Here is a 17,436-nt window from a genome sequence, read left to right on the forward strand (position 1 = left end):
CTGTGTTCAATCAAGTTGGCGGTCCGCGTTTTCTTAAGAACGTTCTAAAGTTGATGAGATGAATTGGAGATCTAAATTCAGCCAATCTTGGGAGGCCTCATGGCTATGGTCGAAGCTCGGCGTAGACTACTCTGGCATGGCATGTTCTTAGTGTTCCTGGGTCTTTGCACAGGCCTGTTCGAGCTGCAGTTCAGCAATCCGCGTTTAGGGCTTGCTGCGCACCTCGAAGGAGTAATGAATGGAATCCTGCTCTTAGCGTTTGGCGCAGTCTGGATGGAGATACACCTTGGCACACGCACAAAGGCAGTTGCGTACTGGACGGCTCTTTACGGCGCCTATTCAAACTGGGCGTTTACGGTACTGGCTGCCACTCTCGGGACGATGTCCGTGTCGCCTATCGCGAGTGGTGGACGCATGGGGGAACCGTGGCAGGAGAGCTTAGTGACGGCAGGGTTTGGAACTGTGGGAGTCGCCATCATAGTCGCTGTTGTTCTCATGCTGTGGGGGTTGAGCAACACAACCGCCACTCACTGAATGGGCAGAGGTGACGCGCTTTGAGGTAGAGGTTAAAAGTTCGCTCAGCCTCATCGGTTGCCAGCTTGTCCTCAGCCTCCTGAAATCCTGCCGCGATCCTTAGCAGTTCCTGGGCGTCAGCCTCAAGGCCAGACTCCGAAAGCCTCACAGCTACCTGCATCAGATCGACGCCCGACCATTTGAGCAGGGCGGCCGCCTGCTTCAGGTCTCGGCGCAGGTCTTGGTTCGGTTTGGTGAGCCCCATGATCCCCACCTAAATATCACCGCCAGGCCAGCTACCCATCTCTGTAATGCGCACAATCTTTCCTGCCTTCACCTCGTCCGCATGCGCAATCAGCCGGTCTGCCAGCCGGTGCAGCTTTTCGATCTTCAGCGTCGCTTCCTTCATCTCGACCTCGTTGTACTGCTTTGCTGCTCCGAATAAGTCATGGGCAGCCTGTGCTATGGCATGCGAAGCAGCTTTCAGGTCGCGACACAACTGTTGGTTGGACTGGACTGAGGGCATGGGATGGGACTCCGGCGAGGTGGCGGATCAACTAGTACCGCCCTAGCACCCTGCTTGGGGCGAGGATGTTGCCGACGTAGTGGATCTTCTCGATGTCGCTGCGCTCGATCGTGCGGCGCTCACCATAGATGTTGTACCGGTGCAAGTTGATTGGCCGGGGCAGTTACTAGCTCCTAAGTATGTGGTCGATGGTTGTGGTGGTTATACGRCCAAGAGGATGTCGCGGTATCGGCCGATGGGCTCGGTGGCGGGGCGGCCAGCTCTTCAAGGTGGGCGATGATGTCGTTCGGCTTGAGCACCAGTACGTCACTGTCCAGGGTGTCCAGAATCATCTCGGCAGTGTTGCCGATCAATGCGCCGGACAACCCGGTACGGGCCACGCTACCGATTACCGTGAGTGCGGCTTCGAGCTTGTGTGCGATGTACGGGATCAACACATCGGCTGAGCCTTCCTCGATATGCAGGCGATCGTCGCTGATGTTGAATTCTGCCTGGAACGTCTTGCACAGTTCGCGATATAGAGCCTGAATGCTTTCCTTGAGCTGGAGTACGGGGTTGGCTGCCGAGAGCAGGGGGTAGGGGTGGGCGCTCATCATGTGTAGTGTGCCGCCGGCCATTGCGGCGATGTCGTAACCGTGGCTAACGATGCCTGAATGCAGGACGCGGTGCTCCACGTCACTGTTACCGGCATCAATGGCCGCGAGAATGGTGCCGCCGGTCCAGGGTCTTGCGGTTTTTACTATCAGTACCGGGCTGGGGCAGTATCGCAAGAGCTTCCAGTCCTCGGGGGTGAGAAGGGCTTTCATCAGTGATGTGTGGGGTAGGTGCTGCTTGATTACCAAGCCGCATCCCACCGCCTGTTGGGCGGCGATGATGGTTTTGTGTGAACTTCCGTACCAGGCCTGCTGGGTACTGACGCTATAACCTTCCTGTGTCAGTTCGACTTGAATGTCGTTCAGGTAAGAGCCATGGTGGTTTCCCTTGTCGCAGGCCAGCAGATGCAGGTGCGACCGGGTAGCGCCGGCAATCATTTTGGCTCTGTTCAAGATCAGATCCCTGGACTGCTGTGAATCCACTACCACCAACGTGTTGCGAATGGTGTGCATGAGTGTCTTCCTTTGCTGAGTACAGTTTTCTTGTGGGTGGCGGGGTTTCTTGGCCTATACCCTTTCGAGCTGGGTTTACGCGTACTGGCCAACCGTTGCCCGCCTGTTAGCCGAAAGTTCACTTACCTGCACCATGCAGTCGACATCTAAAGTCGAATCTTGCCCAATCAGTCCGATTGTGACGCTTGAATCGAGCAGGCATTGAAAGCCAGGAAACTGCCGCTGATCGTTTATGCAACTACGCAATATGACTCTCTAGCACTGGCGCCGTTGTTCCATTGCATCTATATTAAACAGAGAAAGTTGTAACGCGGTCGGTACACTTTGCCTCGGAGGAATCGCGTTACTTGTTGTCGGTTGCGCTATTGACAAAGGAAGCGCAATAGCATCTGCCGCCTCAATGCCTCGATTGGCTGCGCCTTTATCCAGCTGAACAAATTCCCCACCCCAAGTGGATGCCCAGATCTTGGAGTTATGGTCGAGTTGCTCTCCGGCGAGCGTTTTTGCTCGCGCAACTCAATGATTGAGTATGGTGGCTATTCTGCTTGATGCTTAGTTAGTTAGTCGGCTGAGCTAGTTGATTTTCTGCTAAGTAAACTCTAAATAAATCCCATTCGATCTGATGAAATAGCACATTTGCTGCTGATCGAAACACTTTAAGCAGATTCCCATTATCCAATGCCAAGTATGCCGAATAATTCAAGCAGACTTGTCGCGGGGGTTTCCAGAGTGCATTGGGCCAGATGCTGCCATAGACTCGATCGCTTGTTTTTTTCAAGCGCCGTTACGCGAAGAGACAATGTGCACGTCCGATGTCGCCGTGACTGGGACTTGCTTGAAGGCCGGATTTTGGCCGTAGCAGTCTGTCGAATCAGCTTGAGCTTAGCTTGAATGAACACGCAGCCACATTAAACAAGCTCTCCAAAGCACCCCCAAGGAGCAGCCATTGGCAGCTCCTTGGGGATCTCCTTCGTCATTCAGATTGTGCCAGGCATAAAAAACTACCCTCAGGCCTGCGGAACTCATCGAAATGAGCCTCGTAGGTGCTTATCGATGACAATCACTCCTCTGAAACCCCTGGGTGCTAAGCAGGACGCGGTGCTTCAACAGGCGGGGTTCCGTCGTGAAACATCGTCTTCAGTTGAGCACGCAGTTCTGGTGAGTCGGTGTGCTTGTGAACACTGACCGCATGCTGCGCGGCGGCCTCGAGCAGTTCGTTTTCAGAGTCTGCAGACAGTGCGATTGAGCAGTGGGAATCGCTCGGAAACTCGCGGCAGTCGATGTATTTACGCGCCATGAATGTTTTCCTCCCTACGACGAAGGCAGGCCGTGGCCTGCGTGAACGATCGCTCGACGCGTCTCCCATACATCAAACACGACTGCATGCCACATCGAGTGTGCCGATCGTTAAAGTATAGGCCCACCGATGTCAGGGTAGTTGTGCCAGACATAGAAAACGGCTGCGCGGAAACAGGGAACAGATCACGACGGCTCGGCATTTACCTGAAATCGTGGTCTGTCCCTTTTTATGCTGGTTACGTGGCAACTACTAATGACTTCACAGCCAGAAGTCATTCATTGTGGGTGTAGCCGGCGCTGCTGCCAGATTCCTGAGCTGCCCCATCCCGCCCTTCAAAAACGAACAGATTTTGCCACTCACGCTGAACGCAATCTGCCATGGTCTTATTAGTTTTTCAGGGTGCAGGGGGGGCGCTGACTCAATGCTGAACCGACGAATGGGTAGCTACTACATGGCCTCTGCGATCATGGGGATCTCGCCTTGGAACTGCCAAAAAATGCGAGGGTGGTTTCCTGCGCCGCCCTGGCATCCATTCACGCGCGCAATGCCTCAGGCGCTGCCAAAAAAGATGTCGGTACTCTGAACATGGGTCCCGGGCTGCACATCGGCCGATACTCCGAGACGGGATGGGAGATTCAGACTACGTAGGAGAGGAGACGGGATGACACCAAGGAATGGCGTCGCATGTTCCGCTTGTGAATGAGGACATGGCACTGGTACTCGAGGTCGCCTGGGCTTTAATCGATGTGTGCTGCTGGAGGCAGGTGGCCTTTTCCGTTCGTCTGTTCTTCCGGTAAGCACCTGAATGAGAGGCGCATCCAAAGGACCACCACCTATGCTTAGCACACCCCTCATTAGCGTCATCGCCCATGCCTGTAGCCGTCTCCTTCGAGTTACTTACCTCAAGGCTGCGTGTTCCCGCTGCCCCGCTGAACAGGCAGGTCATCGATGTATCAGAACTTAGCGCTGCTTGCCGCCTTCCTCCTTACCTACAGCATATTTGCGGGGCGTTTCGAGTCACGCCTGCTCAATGGCCCGCTTATGTTCATGCTTGCCGGTCTGCTTCTCGGCCCGGCATTTCTGGGCATTCTGCAACCCCGGATTGACAGGGATGGTCTCAAGTTCCTGGCTGAGCTGACGCTGGCGATCGTTCTGTTCAGCGATGCGGCCAATGCCGACTTGAAAGTCCTGCGGGCCAATGAAGGACTTCCGCTGCGCTTGCTGATGATAGGGCTACCACTGACCGTAGCGGGTGGTTGGCTGGTCGGCGTCTGGCTGTTCCCACAGGTCCCACCGTTGGAATTGGCAATACTGGCAACCCTTCTGGCTCCCACCGATGCTGCGCTCGGTAAGGCTGTTGTGAGCAATCACAAGGTTCCCGCGTCCGTGCGTGAAGGGTTAAACGTCGAGAGCGGGTTGAATGATGGAATCTGCGTTCCAGTGTTGCTTATGTTTTTGGCATTGTTGGTCGAACAGCAGACACAGTCCCCTCTCTCACTGGCATTAGAGTTAGTTGTTGAGGAACTGGGCATCGGTGCATTCATCGGTATTAGCCTTACGCTCCTCGCCTGGCAGTTGCAGCGCTACTCCGGAAAACACCAGTGGCAAACGCCCATGTGGTCACAATTGATCCTGCCCGGGCTCGCCATTCTGTGCTTTGCCACAGCGCAAACACTAGGTGGTAGCGGGTTTATCGCCGCGTTCGTCGGTGGGTTGCTCGCAAGTTTTCTGTTTACCGAGCAAAAGCACCAGATGCTCAAGGCCAGCGAAGAGTTCGCCAGCCTGTTATCGGTCATTACCTGGGTCGTATTTGGCGCACTGGTGATCCCTTGGGCCTGGAGCAGCCTCACCCTGAACATCTGGCTTTACTCGGTGCTCAGCCTGACCGTGATTCGCATACTGCCCGTGCTGATTAGCCTGGTGGGAACCCGCTTCGATTTCGAAACCCGCCTTTTCATCGGTTGGTTCGGCCCGCGAGGTCTGGCCAGCATTGTCTTCGCCGTCATGATATTGGCCTATCCCCTACAAGAAAGTCGTACCTTGGTGGCTACTGCCGTCTGTACCGTTTTACTCAGCGTGCTACTACATGGTCTGAGTGCCAATCCATGGGTTGCACGGCTGGCCAGTCGCGATCAGTGAGATTTTTCAGAAATACCACGATTTTTTACGGGTGTTAGCGTTGTGACGTGATGATCACTACAAACGAACGGCTTATCAGCCGTCATCTACAAAGGGCGGCGTGTAGTTGTTTGAAGCCAATTACGTGAGTGGCATCTTGGGTCGTTCTCTGCCGGTCGCCGATCCTGATCCCTCTAGGCAGTCTGTGCGCATGGGCTACACTCAAAGGTGCGCCGATTTAATCCTACTTGCGGGGGCGCTTGAGAAATACTCGCTAAAGCGGAGTAGCTACCATGCCTACTCTTTCGATTGATTCACACACCCGTCTGCTTATCGCCAAAGCCATCATCTCTACCACAGGTGAAGCCGAAGCTATTCGTATCGTCCCGCTGCCGGACGGCGGTCAACTATTGCTGATGTTCAACTGCGGGCATATCGCCGTCGACCTCGTATCGGATCAGGACGATCTGTTCGACTACCACCGCCTCGTGTTCGACGTATCTGCACAGGTCATTGCCGACATGGAAAGCCATCGCGGCGAATAGGTCGGGTTGTTCCGATCCTGAGAAACTAGGCCGTCTCGCGAGACGGCCTTTTCACAATAGTTCGCGACGGGCTCGCTGTTGGCGCAGTCGCTCAGAAACCGTAGGTTTGCGTGTCACTGGTGACACTGACCGGGCTGGACCATGTCCTTGCTCGGATGGACTGCCTGCGTAGTTCGCCAAGCTACTCTCGCGGGTCTCGCGCACCAACGCATGATCGGCGCGTTCGGATTCAGTCAATGGCAGCTCAGAGGCCCACCTGACCCTTTCAGGATCTGGCTCAGGTGGCGGTTCAGGTTCACGTGGTGGTGTGGGATTCTGCCATGCGCAGGCGTCCTGTGGTGTAACCTCGACGGCCATGGCGGGGTCAGCGTACACCGCCTTGCTCAATGCGAACGCGACCCGACGCGCTGCTTCGAATTCGGTCAGGTTGTTCGTATTGAATTGCTGGTTTATTTGAATGTCGGGATCGTCTTTCGGCATGGGTGGGAAAATTCCTAGGATGGATAGTCAACTGGACGACTTCAGCATTCAAATTGAGGCCCTGTCGAGGCACGCTGTGAATGGCCCTTAAGCTTTTAGCAGCTGAATGACTGCTTCTCGCAGCTTTTCGCGAATGACCGTTTCTGGCCCAGAGTGTGTAAAAACGTACGTCGAGGTGCATCACATCCAGCTAGCAAGCTAGGCCAACCGGCGGAACGCTCTGACGAACATAATAATTGTCGAATTCACTGCTTTCGACGAATTGGAAGCCACGGCGAGTATAAAAGCGATTCGAAGCGCTTTCTTTGAGAGCACCAACTTTAATAGGAAGCGCAACCGCATCCGCCTCTTTGAAAATCTGTGTGAGAACAGCAGAGCCTATCCCTGATCCTTGCGCGTTCGGTCTCACATACAAGTGGTCGAGCAAGAGTTCATTGTGGTGATGCTTGACCACTACAAAACCAACCCTCTCTCCAGATACCTCGATGTAGTGTGTGTTGTGGGCTTCAAAACCGCTAAGAAACCGCTCGCGCGCGCGCACTGGATCAAATCCCCGACACGCTCCAGACTTTCGCGCATAGCCTCAATTCGAATGGCTACAAGATTGTCCAAGTCGCTTTGTTGAGCTAGGACCAAAACGACTGGGGAATTTTGATTGGGTGTGACGGGCATATTTTGCGCTCTAACTACCATCCAGGGATGGCCAGTATAGAGAGCCTGATATGTGGTTCCCAGTTTGGCTTCACCGTCGAATACAGACATCCACCTCAAATGCGAATGAAGGGCTGCCTCTCTGTACTATTATTTTTGCGTATTCATTTACAGGGGGAAGCCAGTGAAACGCTTCATCCAAGGTGAACATCGAGGCCAAAGCACCTTACTTCCCGAAAGCCTCGACGACTACGTCAGCGATACCAATCCGGTGCGCGTAGTCGACGTCTTTGTCGACGAACTCGACCTGGTCAATCTGGGTTTTTAAGGTGCGATCCCAGCCGATACGGGCCGGCCTGCTTACCACCCGGCGATCTTGCTGAAGATCTACATCTACGGCTATCTCAACCGCATCCAGTCGAGTCGACGTTTGGAGCGAGAAGCTCAACGTAACATCGAGCTGATGTGGTTGACTGGGCGTTTGATGCCGGATTTCAAGACCATCGCCAACTTCCGAAAAGACAACAGCAAGGCCATCCGAGGCGTCTGTCGCCAGTTCGTCGTGCTGTGTCAGCAATTGGGACTGTTCGGAGAACATCTGGTCGCCATCGATGGCAGCAAATTCAAAGCAGTCAACAATCGCGACCGCAATTTCACCAGCGCCAAACTGAAGCGGCGAATGGAAGAAATTGAATCGAGCATCAACCGTTACCTGACGGCACTCGATGCAGCTGATCGGCAAGAACCAACAGCTTCCGAGCCCAGCGCCGTGCGGCTGGAAGAGAAAATCGCCAAGCTCAAAACTCAAATGAAGGAGCTTCAGGCGATCGAAATCCAGCTCAATGAATCGCCGGATAAACAGGTCTCACTGACCGATCCAGACAGCCGCTCCATGATGACTCGCGGCACTGGAATCGTCGGTTACAACGTGCAGACAGCGGTCGATACCCAGCACCATTTGATCGTTGCGCATGAGGTGACCAACGTCGGTTCCGACCGCGATCAACTCAGCTCGATGGCCAAGCAGGCCCGCGAGGCGATGGCGTCAGAAACGCTTTCGGTAGTGGCTGACCGAGGTTACTTCAAAAGCGAAGAAATCCTGGCTTGTCACGATGCCGGCATCACCGCCTATGTGCCCAAGCCGATGACCTCTGGAGCCAAAGCAAACGGGCGTTTCAATAACGATGCCTTCATCTATGACGCGGCAAAAAACGAATACGTTTGCCCGGCTGGAGAGGTGTTGATTTGGCGCTATACCAACGTTGAAAAAGGCCTGACGTTGCACCGTTACTGGAGTTCCAACTGCCAGGGCTGCGAACTGAAATCGAAGTGCACACCGAGCAAGCAACGGCGAGTTCGGCGATGGGAGCATGAAGCCGTATTGGAGGAAATGCAGAACAGGCTGAGCAACGCCCCGGAGATGATGCGGATCCGAAAACGGACAGTTGAGCATCCCTTCGGGACGCTCAAGCAATGGATGGGCGCGACACACTTCCTGACCCGAAAGCTCAACGGGGTGAGCGCCGAGATGAGCTTGAACGTGCTCGCCTACAACCTGAAACGGGTCATGAAAATCATCGGTACCACTAGCTTGATGAAAGCGTTAACGGCGTAAAAACCGGTCTTTTTACCCCATCCAAAAGACTTTAAGAGGCAGCTGAGCCGTTTTAACTGTTCCTGAAAACGTCTTGACCTTGATCAGTTTGCGAAACGTGAGCACGGTCTCCTAGCATCTATATAGAAAACCCAATCTGACGTTTTTACACACTCTGGGCCGATTTCGGCCTGTTACGACGGGCCGCAATCGAGCGATTCGGTTGAAAAAGTCGACCCGGCCAAGTGGGGAATTGATTAAATCCAGGCGTATATTGATAGTGTCGATCCTGATAGTTGAGGCGATAGTCAATCGTCGGTGGTGTGACAGGCGAGAGCGCTGGGGGAGCTAGATAACCCGGAACGTTTGGAGGTGTTACATGAGCCAATATCAACGACTCTTTCTGATAGCTGGTCCAGCCATGCGTCACACCCCAGCGTTGGAGCGAGCTGTCGCCATTGCCGAAGCCACCGGCGCAGCGCTGCACATCACGGTGTTTATCGAAGACTCCAACCTCTTGGGTTTGATGAGCGCCAGTGCGCGTTTTCGTGAGGCTTGTCAGCAAGAGAACGAAAAGTGGCTGAAGGATGAAGCCGATCTAATCCGCGGGCGCGGGGTCATGGTGAGTACCGAAGTGCTTGTTACGCGAACCGCGCTGCAGGAAATACTTCAGCATGTAGCAGAAATGCAGCCGGATCTGGTTATCAAGGACGTGCAACACGAGTCAGCGCTCAAACGCGTTTTCATTACACCTCTGGATTGGCAACTGCTGCGCGAATGTCCGGTGGCTGTGCATCTGGTCAGCGATGTCAGGTGTCCACTTCCGCGGGTGGTAGTGGCGGCAGTCGATCCGTCACAACCCGAGACTCAGATCACTGGCATCAACGACCGCATCATCCAGGCGGCGAACGGGTTGTCTATGCAATGCAACGCGGAGCTGCATCTGCTGCATGCCTACGATCTATCGTTGACACATATATCCGACGCAGGCGCTGGTGCAGTGACGATGCCAGGCTTCAGCATCGATGTACGCAAGTCACTGCATAAGTCATTTACCGCATTGGCCGACCACTATGGCGTACCCATTGAGCGACAACACTTCGTTACAGGGCCGCCTGGCAAAGCGCTAGCCGACTTTGCAGCGCATCACCGGGCCGATGTGATCGTCATGGGAAATGCGCATCGCAAGGGTCTGGGCAAATGGGTGGGCAGTACGACGGAGCAGGTTCTGTATCAAGTGCCCTGCAACATTTTCGCCGTTACGGGTTCTGCGGAGCAGTGAATGGGTTCGCTATTGAATGACTCGCAAAGAGCGCCTCAGCGACTGGGACGGGATTCTTTGCGGGCGCGTGTTGAGATATCCCGGTAGGTATCGCCAGCTCCAACCGACACTTTGCAGATGTTCAGCCAGACGAACACAAATCCATCCCTTTTCCCATGATTGCTCACCCTTGTTCCGTCTCAGCAAGAACCACTTCGGTTGGATTGGCTATTGCATAAAAAATACGGCATACCTCTGGAACCATTTTGATAGTGTTTAACACGTTCCACCCATAGCGGTCGCTGGCGGACCTCAAGAGTTAATCTCGGACACATAGCAGTCAGTTCTCTGACTGTCCGTATATGGCTGCTGATTACGATCGGCTGTTCTCGAAGCCAAATGGTCCGTAACGGCGGCGAGTAAATGTTACGGAACTGAATCTGACCTGCATCTCGTTTTCATCGTGGCGATAAGACGTACAAATAACGGGCACGATCTTAGCTGCGCAAGGGGATGCTGGCTTATTGTGATCTACACTCCTTGGGCGTGTGAGTTGGCGCTTCGCCACAGGATTTACTTAGTCGCCAAGTAAAGAGACAGACCTGAATTTCAGTTGGGTCGCGGTCTGGGTGGGGCATGCCAGTCGATCAGCAAAAACCCTTGTCTGGCAATCGTGTATCAGGCGAGTTCGACAACGCCTGGATTGAAGCCCTGATCGCCAACTTGACTTGGCACTACTGAAAAAAGTCGGGAGGGTTTCAGGCATTCAAATTACTTCACCGTGGTCATGAACACTCACGGTGCCAGCTTGCTCAAAACTAACGAGGTGGAAATGAACGGGAAGTCTAACCGGGGCTGGACAATGGCTGCGGCACTCGTCGTAGTGGGTTCAACGCTTCTCGCGGGGTGTGCGAGCAAGGCGGATTCGATCACGCAGGCAGACAAGGCCGATGTGGCCAAGGGCGTGCCCGCGCCGAGTCTCGAGCAGACTAAGGCGATCGCCGAGGAAGGCTTTATCTACGGCTTGCCGCTGGTCATGAACTACGCCGTGATGAACGAGTTTGCGGTGGACTCTAGTTCCAGCCAGTTCAAGGCCCCCTTCAACCAACTGCACAACGAGCATCGGGTCGCGACGCCCGCTGACACCGCCGTAATTACGCCAAACAGCGACACCCCATACTCGATACTCTGGACCGACCTGCGCGCAGAGCCTCTCGTGATCACGGTGCCGGCAGTCTCCAAAAAGCGCTACTACTCGGTGCAGCTAATCGACGGCAACACCTATAACTACGGCTACATCGGGAGCCGGGCAACTGCCAGCGCACCCGGGAGCTATCTGATTGCAGGCCCCGATTGGAAGGGTGCGACACCCCCTGGCATCGATAAAGTGTTCAATTCCACGACCCCCTTCGCACTGACGTTGATCCGGACCCAGTTGTTCAATCCAGCCGACATGCCGAATGTCGAGAAGGTTCAGGCGGGTTACAAGGTCCAGCCGCTTTCCGCTTTCCTCCATCAACCAGCGCCGCTCGCTGCCCCGAAGATTGATTTCGTACCGGCCACCACGGATGGCATCAAAGACAACTTCTTTGAGTACCTGTCGGCCGCGTTGGAGTATGTGCCGCCATCGGCTGACGACAAGGAGATCCGGTCGAAGCTGGCCAGCATCGGCATAGGCCCCGGCCGGAGCTTCGAATTCAAAGACCTATCGCTCGAGCACAAGGCGGTGGTCTTGCTGGGGATGAAGGCTGGCGACGAGAAGGTTGACAAGTTTCTCTCGAGCGGAATGAAAAATATCAACGGCTGGAACGTCGGCGCGTTCTTCGGCGACCAGGCATTCTACAAGGCCGACTGGCTGATGCGTGCCGGCGCCGCGAAGGGCGGCCTTTACGGCAATGACGCCGTTGAGGCGATGTACCCCTATACCCGCACCGACGGCAACGGCCAGACGCTGGATACCAGTAAGCGCAACTACACGCTCACCTTCCCGGCCGGCAAACTGCCGCCAGTCAATGCCTTTTGGTCGGTGACCATGTACGACGGCAAGAGCCAGCTGCTGATCAAGAATCCGCTCAACCGTTACTTGATCAATTCGCCGATGCTGTCGGCCATGAAGAAAAACGCGGATGGTTCACTGACGCTGTACATCCAGAAGGACTCCCCCGGCAAGGCCAAGGAGGCCAACTGGTTGCCGGCGCCTGATGACACGGTCTATCTGGTGATGCGTCTCTACTGGCCGAAGACCGCACCGCCTTCGATTCTTCCCGCTGGCGAAGGCAGCTGGCAGCCACCGGCGCTGGTGGTATCGAAGTAGTGCGACTCTTGCGACCCATTGCCGACACTCGCCGTAGGTCGGTGTCGGCCAGTGCTGCCTTTTTGCCAATAGCTGCCGATCATGACGGGCTGCTATTGGCCCAGAGTGTGTAAAAACGCTTCACCAAAATTGAAGTACGCGCATCTACGTTAAATCTGAAATTTATCGGCACGTCACAGATGTGGATTTCGCGTAGAAACGCGATTTCCAGTCCGATTTTGAGTACCTGTCGCGCTCAAAACCGTTTTTACACAGCCTCGGCCGATTGTTGCCTCTGGCTAGGGGCAGCAGTCAACCCAAAGCCGACGGTGGTGACAGGCAGAAAGCGGCCATTACCGGTAAGGTCTCGTCGTGCAGACGTAGAACCTTGAGTACCTCCATGTCGTCCTGGCGCGGAAGTCCCTGGTCGAGTAGTAGCAGTGCATACGAGGTGGTTTCCAAAGCGAGTACAGCAGCCTTACCGTCCGTGACCCAATCCACCGTGTATCCTTTCTGGCGCAAGCCTTTTTGCAAGCCGCTGCCGATCATCAGGTCGTCTTCTGCCAGTAATATTCGCATCGCCTGATCCCTCTCCTCACATCAGCAGTTCGTACTGCAGTGTGCCGAAGTCTTGACTCTGCGCATATCCCAAGGACATTGACTGGCCCTCAGTACTACGGATTATGGAACCCCGGTAGCACATTCATGCTGCTGTCGACTCGTGAACTTGGCGAATCCATCTGGCTCGCCACCGTACCTATGGACATGCGTTCCGGAACCGACACCGTGCTGGCGCGGGTATTTCACTTTATTGGTTGTGTACCGATTTTCGAGTAACTGTCCAAAGGCTGTGAGCTACAGTTGTACTGTCTCCTCTCCAGGGTTTTCAAGTCGTTCGGCTTAGTCAACAGCTTAGGGCCAGGCCTTGTCGAGGCCATGGCTACTCAATCCGATAGTCGAGCACGACTGATGAACTCTTGATACATCCTTTAGGAAAACCGGTGCGATGTATCAAGACGATTCACATCTGGCGTCATTGATGGCTGCAGCCCAGCTCGGCGATCAGGCAAACTACACGCGACTATTGCGCGAGGTTACCCCGATCCTGCGTAGGCTGGCCAGCCAGGGGTGGCCGATGGGTAGCCCCGCCGATATTGAGGACGTAGTTCAGGACACGCTGCTGACACTTCATTTAATCCGCCATACCTATGATCCAACTCGCCCTTTCATGCCGTGGCTGATGGCGATCCTGCGGCGGCGCCTCGTGGACGGTGTGAGACGTCGCTCGCGAACAGACCGGAAAGAACTCGTGATTGACGCGCTCGACGTAACCTTTGCGGTCGAGCCGACGAATGATACTTACGAAACCCCGGTGGACACGGAAACGCTGGGAAAGGCTATCGCCTCGCTTCCTCAAGGGCAGCGGCAAGCAATCGAGCTGCTCAAGCAGCGGGAAATGTCGCTCAAGGAGGCGTCGGCGGCGACCGGGATGAGCATTGCAGCGCTCAAGGTGGCCACTCATCGAGCGTTGAAAAGACTTCACGACTTGCTGCTGATGAAGTGACATGAAAACCGATGAACTTATCGATGTGCTCGCGGCGGATCTGAAGCCGGTTCGACACCTGCCTCCCCCCATCTGGCGTTTGATCGGGTGGCTCACCGTATCGGTGCCAGTCTTGGCGCTTATGGTCGCCGTAATGGGGATGCGCGCAGATATCGGGGTGAAGCTCGCCGAGCCGAATTTCCTTTCGCAGGAACTGGCATCGCTGGCCACGGCGTTAATAGCTGGCTGGGCCGCGCTCGTCACCTGTGTGCCGGGTGAACCGGGCTGGAAACTGTGGACACCCGTGGCTCCGCTGACCCTCTGGATAGCGACCCTGGGCCATCAGTGTTGGGACGAGTGGATACGCTTGGGGTTGAGCGGGATGGCGTTTCATTCCGACCTCATGTGCCTGCCGGGTATCGCGATGACCGGCGCTGTCCCGGCACTGGCGATCGTGCTGGCGATCCGGCGTGGTGCACGCCTGCCCACTCCCGGAGCGGTGTGGTGGGGCAGCCTGGCGGCTGCGGCACTCGCCAATGTGGCACTGCGGCTTTTCCATCCGGAAGACGCCGCGTTGATGGTAATCGTTTGGCAATTTGGCAGCGTACTGCTGTTCATGACCCTGCTTTCGCTGTGCCGACGCTATCTGGTTCCGGAACGGACGGTGTGCTCCCTTCACTGATCGGGCTGTCTCGCGGCAGGCAATGCGTCCTTCGTGATCGACCTGTAACCTTTTGCCTCCGATGACGAAGTATTGGTTATCGGTCTCGCATCGAGGCCGCTCACGTCAGGAACCTGGGCTATGAACCGTCGACTTTACGCCGCCACCACGTTGTCTGCCGCAATGGGGCTGGCGCTCGCGATGCAGGGTATACCGGCCGGCGCGCAGGAGATGAAAGACATGTCGAATGCGCCACCGATCGTGAAAGAAAACATGATGAACATGCAGAAAAATCACCTCGAAAAATGCTACGGGATCAATGCCGTAGCGAAAAACGACTGTGCCGAAGGCACCCATTCCTGCGCTGGCCAGGCCACCCAGGCACGCGACACGAAATCGTTCGTGCTCTTGCCCGCCGGGGTGTGCGGCAAGATTGCGGGCGGGGCAATGAAATCCGCCTGATCGACGGAGAGCGCGGCATGAGTCTGTCTCAATTCGGCCGATGTGCGACGTCTGGCCCGATCCCGCCTTCGGCGGGGGTCGGGCTGCGCTTCCCGCATCATCAGGTCTTCGTCGATACGCGTCCACCGGTCGGATGGCTGGAAGTGCATGCTGAAAACTACATGGGGGGCGGCACGCCGTTACGCTATCTGGAAACGCTGCGGCGCGACTATCCTGTCTCGTTTCACGGGATCGGACTGTCACTGGGCAGCGCGGATGGGCTCGACCCGATCCATCTTGAGCGCCTGCGCCTTGCAAGCGAGCGCATCGAGCCCGGCCTGATATCGGAACACCTGTCGTGGAGCGTAGTCGGACACACGTATCTCGCTGATCTCCTGCCTCTACCGATGACGGAAGAGGCGCTTGACGTCGTCTGCCAGCACGTCGAGCAGACGCAGACGCGGCTGGGTCAGCGCATTCTGGTCGAGAACCCATCGACCTACCTGCAGTTCAGTCATTCAACAATTCCGGAATGGGAGTTTCTGTCAACCGTCGCCGCGCGTACGGGCTGCGGAATTCTGTGCGACGTCAACAACATCTATGTGAGCGCGCAGAACCACGGCTGGGATGCGTCGGCCTACCTGCGGGCATTGCCGCCGGCCGCGATTGGCGAGATTCATCTGGCGGGCCACTCAGTCGTGGTGCTCGATTCCGGCTCCATGCTGCGCATTGACGACCATGGCTCACGGGTCGCACCTGCCGTCTGGTCGCTCTATGAAGAAGCGCTGGCCTGTTTCGGCCCGGTTCCGACGTTAATCGAGTGGGATACCCATATCCCTTTGCTGGACGTGTTGATCGAAGAAGCCGCGCACGCCGAGTGCTGCCTCATGCATTCAGCGCAAAGGAACGATCATGCCGTCCTTGCGTGAGTTGCAGGATGCGGTGCGGCGCAGCATTGTCGACTGTGACAATGTCGATGCCATGGCGCACGTCGTTGCCGACGGGATCGCTGCGCAGGAGCGTCTGTCGGTCTACCGCAACACCTTCACGCAAACCCTGATACGCGCGCTTCGCCTGTCTTACCCGGCTGTCGACCGGCTGGTGGGCACTGAATTTTTCGACGCAGCGGCACGCGAATACATCGTGCAGCAGCCCCCCCGCAGCAGCTACCTCGATGAATTCGGCGGCGATTTTGCGGGCTTTCTCGAACGATTTGCGCCGTGCGCGTCGATACCTTATCTGCCCGATGTGGCACAACTCGAATGGGCCGTCAGCTGCGCCCTTCACGCAGCCGATGCACCGGCGCTGACGATTGCGTCACTGCGTGCAGTCGAGGCTACGCAATACGCTTGGCTCAGCTTTGTGCCTCACCCATCCGTCAGCATGATTCGAACCGGCTACCCTGCTGACACGATCTGGCATGCGGTGCTCATGGATGATGACGCGGCGTTGGCGGCGATCGACCTGTCGGGCTGTCCGACTTACCTGATGGTTCAGAGGGGGAGTTCCGGCGTTCAGGTTGACCGCGTCGACGGGACGGTCTGGCGCTTTAGCCGTGCGCTGTGTTCGGGATGCATGCTGGGCCTTGCCCTCGACGATCATCCCGGCATCGATGCCACTGTGGCATTGGCCGGTCTCCTGGCACAAGGGTGCTTTGCCGGGTTCAACCTCGCATCGCATACAGGGCCAATTCAATCGCTAACGGAGTTGCCATGAGCCACCCGACTGCGCCGCGCGGGCCAACCCTCACGCTTTACCTGCATGCCTTGCACTGGCTCGAACGCATTCCCTATTGGTTCCTTGCCATTGTGTTACGACTAGCAGTGGCTACGGTGTTCTGGAACTCGGGCATGACCAAACTCGCCAGCTGGGACACGGTTATTGCGTTGTTCACCGACGAGTACCAGTTGCCGCTACTACCGCCGGAAGTGGCGGCGTATATCACGGTATCGATCGAACTCACGTCACCGGTACTGTTGATCTTCGGTCTGCTCACCCGACCCACGGCCGCCGTCCTGCTGGGCATGACGACGGTCATCGAGGTATTCGTCTATCCACTGGCGTGGCCAACCCATATCCAGTGGGCCGCCATGCTGCTGGTACTGCTGGCGCGCGGCCCCGGCAGACTCTCGCTGGACGGGTTAATTCGCAAGCACCTGCTAGGCGACGCCTGATTGCAGCATTGTAACCGGGTGGAGAACTGCGCGTACCCGGATGCCTTTGCCGGACGCTTACGCGGACTTGACCAGCACGCGTCGTAATCATGGCCGGCAGAGAGCGACCCGTTGCAGCCAGTCGCGACAGGCTCAAATTGGCCACAGGACACCTGAGTGAGTGATCTGCCCCGCTGCCGGTCGCGAGATATGCCGGCTAATCGTCTGGCGCGGCGAGTATGAGACGCTGC

General features: G+C 56.1%; 17 protein-coding genes and 3 pseudogenes. 13 read left to right on the forward strand and 7 right to left on the reverse strand.

Annotated features, from left to right (window positions below; all coding sequences use genetic code 11):
- Positions 1-273 precede the first annotated feature (273 nt).
- Entirely contained in the window at positions 274-534 is a 261-nt protein-coding gene (locus AC1DVE_RS05890) for a hypothetical protein (protein WP_477783846.1), read from the forward strand.
- Here the strand turns inward: AC1DVE_RS05890 and AC1DVE_RS05895 are convergent.
- The 4 genes from AC1DVE_RS05895 to AC1DVE_RS05910 all read right to left on the reverse strand — a co-directional run bounded on the left by AC1DVE_RS05895 (position 494) and on the right by AC1DVE_RS05910 (position 3,442).
- On the reverse strand, positions 494-778 hold the full coding sequence (locus AC1DVE_RS05895) for a hypothetical protein (protein WP_223461364.1): 285 nt from the start codon (positions 776-778) through the stop codon (positions 494-496). The two genes, AC1DVE_RS05890 and AC1DVE_RS05895, sit on opposite strands and share 41 nt — an antisense overlap.
- Before the next feature lie 9 nt (positions 779-787).
- On the reverse strand, positions 788-1,039 hold the full coding sequence (locus AC1DVE_RS05900; protein ID WP_223461366.1) for a hypothetical protein: 252 nt from the start codon (positions 1,037-1,039) through the stop codon (positions 788-790).
- A gap of 173 nt (positions 1,040-1,212) precedes the next feature.
- Positions 1,213-2,145: a universal stress protein gene (locus AC1DVE_RS05905; RefSeq protein WP_477783833.1), complete on the reverse strand. Its 933-nt coding sequence runs from the start codon at positions 2,143-2,145 to the stop codon at positions 1,213-1,215.
- 1,084 nt (positions 2,146-3,229) lie between these two features.
- On the reverse strand, positions 3,230-3,442 hold the full coding sequence (locus AC1DVE_RS05910; protein WP_008001113.1) for a DUF1059 domain-containing protein: 213 nt from the start codon (positions 3,440-3,442) through the stop codon (positions 3,230-3,232).
- A gap of 951 nt (positions 3,443-4,393) precedes the next feature.
- Between AC1DVE_RS05910 and AC1DVE_RS05915 the strand changes: the two genes are divergently transcribed.
- Both AC1DVE_RS05915 and AC1DVE_RS05920 read left to right on the forward strand, forming a co-directional pair.
- Positions 4,394-5,584 carry a cation:proton antiporter gene (locus AC1DVE_RS05915; protein WP_477783834.1) on the forward strand — a complete coding sequence of 397 codons (1,191 nt, stop codon included), beginning with the start codon at positions 4,394-4,396 and terminating at the stop codon, positions 5,582-5,584.
- 272 nt (positions 5,585-5,856) lie between these two features.
- Positions 5,857-6,108, forward strand: a complete 252-nt coding sequence (locus AC1DVE_RS05920; protein ID WP_223460645.1) for a hypothetical protein — start codon at positions 5,857-5,859, stop codon at positions 6,106-6,108.
- A 670-nt stretch (positions 6,109-6,778) separates the two neighbouring features.
- Here AC1DVE_RS05920 and AC1DVE_RS05925 read toward each other — a convergent pair.
- Positions 6,779-7,260, reverse strand: a pseudogene (locus AC1DVE_RS05925) (GNAT family N-acetyltransferase).
- A 163-nt stretch (positions 7,261-7,423) separates the two neighbouring features.
- On the opposite strand from AC1DVE_RS05925, the pseudogene AC1DVE_RS05930 reads away from it, so the two are divergent.
- Positions 7,424-8,854, forward strand: a pseudogene (locus AC1DVE_RS05930) (IS1182 family transposase).
- Between the two features lie 358 nt (positions 8,855-9,212).
- Positions 9,213-10,115 carry a universal stress protein gene (locus tag AC1DVE_RS05935; protein WP_223460644.1) on the forward strand — a complete coding sequence of 301 codons (903 nt, stop codon included), beginning with the start codon at positions 9,213-9,215 and terminating at the stop codon, positions 10,113-10,115.
- 166 nt (positions 10,116-10,281) lie between these two features.
- Here AC1DVE_RS05935 and AC1DVE_RS05940 read toward each other — a convergent pair.
- Positions 10,282-10,389: pseudogene (locus AC1DVE_RS05940) on the reverse strand (adenosine-specific kinase); the annotation flags it as partial.
- 567 nt (positions 10,390-10,956) lie between these two features.
- Here AC1DVE_RS05940 and AC1DVE_RS05945 point away from each other — a divergent pair.
- The gene (locus AC1DVE_RS05945; protein WP_223460643.1) at positions 10,957-12,408 is read left to right on the forward strand and encodes a DUF1254 domain-containing protein; all 1,452 of its coding nucleotides are present in this window, start codon (positions 10,957-10,959) and stop codon (positions 12,406-12,408) included.
- A 291-nt stretch (positions 12,409-12,699) separates the two neighbouring features.
- Here AC1DVE_RS05945 and AC1DVE_RS05950 read toward each other — a convergent pair whose 3' ends face one another.
- Positions 12,700-12,966: a response regulator gene (locus tag AC1DVE_RS05950; protein ID WP_223460642.1), complete on the reverse strand. Its 267-nt coding sequence runs from the start codon at positions 12,964-12,966 to the stop codon at positions 12,700-12,702.
- A 126-nt stretch (positions 12,967-13,092) separates the two neighbouring features.
- Between AC1DVE_RS05950 and AC1DVE_RS05955 the strand changes: the two genes are divergently transcribed.
- The 7 genes from AC1DVE_RS05955 to AC1DVE_RS05985 all read left to right on the forward strand — a co-directional run bounded on the left by AC1DVE_RS05955 (position 13,093) and on the right by AC1DVE_RS05985 (position 17,206).
- Positions 13,093-13,224: a hypothetical protein gene (locus AC1DVE_RS05955; RefSeq protein ID WP_263287435.1), complete on the forward strand. Its 132-nt coding sequence runs from the start codon at positions 13,093-13,095 to the stop codon at positions 13,222-13,224.
- 169 nt (positions 13,225-13,393) lie between these two features.
- The gene (locus AC1DVE_RS05960; protein WP_223460641.1) at positions 13,394-13,951 is read left to right on the forward strand and encodes a sigma-70 family RNA polymerase sigma factor; all 558 of its coding nucleotides are present in this window, start codon (positions 13,394-13,396) and stop codon (positions 13,949-13,951) included.
- Position 13,952: 1 nt separating this feature from the next.
- Complete coding sequence (locus AC1DVE_RS05965; protein ID WP_223460640.1) at positions 13,953-14,612, forward strand: NrsF family protein; 660 nt, start codon at positions 13,953-13,955, stop codon at positions 14,610-14,612.
- A 120-nt stretch (positions 14,613-14,732) separates the two neighbouring features.
- Positions 14,733-15,053, forward strand: a complete 321-nt coding sequence (gene bufA1, locus AC1DVE_RS05970; RefSeq protein WP_223533653.1) for a BufA1 family periplasmic bufferin-type metallophore — start codon at positions 14,733-14,735, stop codon at positions 15,051-15,053.
- A gap of 17 nt (positions 15,054-15,070) precedes the next feature.
- The gene (bufB, locus tag AC1DVE_RS05975) at positions 15,071-15,961 is read left to right on the forward strand and encodes an MNIO family bufferin maturase (protein WP_477783835.1); all 891 of its coding nucleotides are present in this window, start codon (positions 15,071-15,073) and stop codon (positions 15,959-15,961) included.
- The gene (locus AC1DVE_RS05980; RefSeq protein WP_223460634.1) at positions 15,945-16,748 is read left to right on the forward strand and encodes an HvfC/BufC N-terminal domain-containing protein; all 804 of its coding nucleotides are present in this window, start codon (positions 15,945-15,947) and stop codon (positions 16,746-16,748) included. Before bufB ends, AC1DVE_RS05980 begins: the two co-directional genes overlap by 17 nt.
- Positions 16,745-17,206: a DoxX family protein gene (locus AC1DVE_RS05985; protein ID WP_223460632.1), complete on the forward strand. Its 462-nt coding sequence runs from the start codon at positions 16,745-16,747 to the stop codon at positions 17,204-17,206. Before AC1DVE_RS05980 ends, AC1DVE_RS05985 begins: the two co-directional genes overlap by 4 nt.
- Positions 17,207-17,436: the final 230 nt, after the last annotated feature.

It is taken from the genome of Pseudomonas sp. P4_B4 (genome assembly GCF_056402255.1).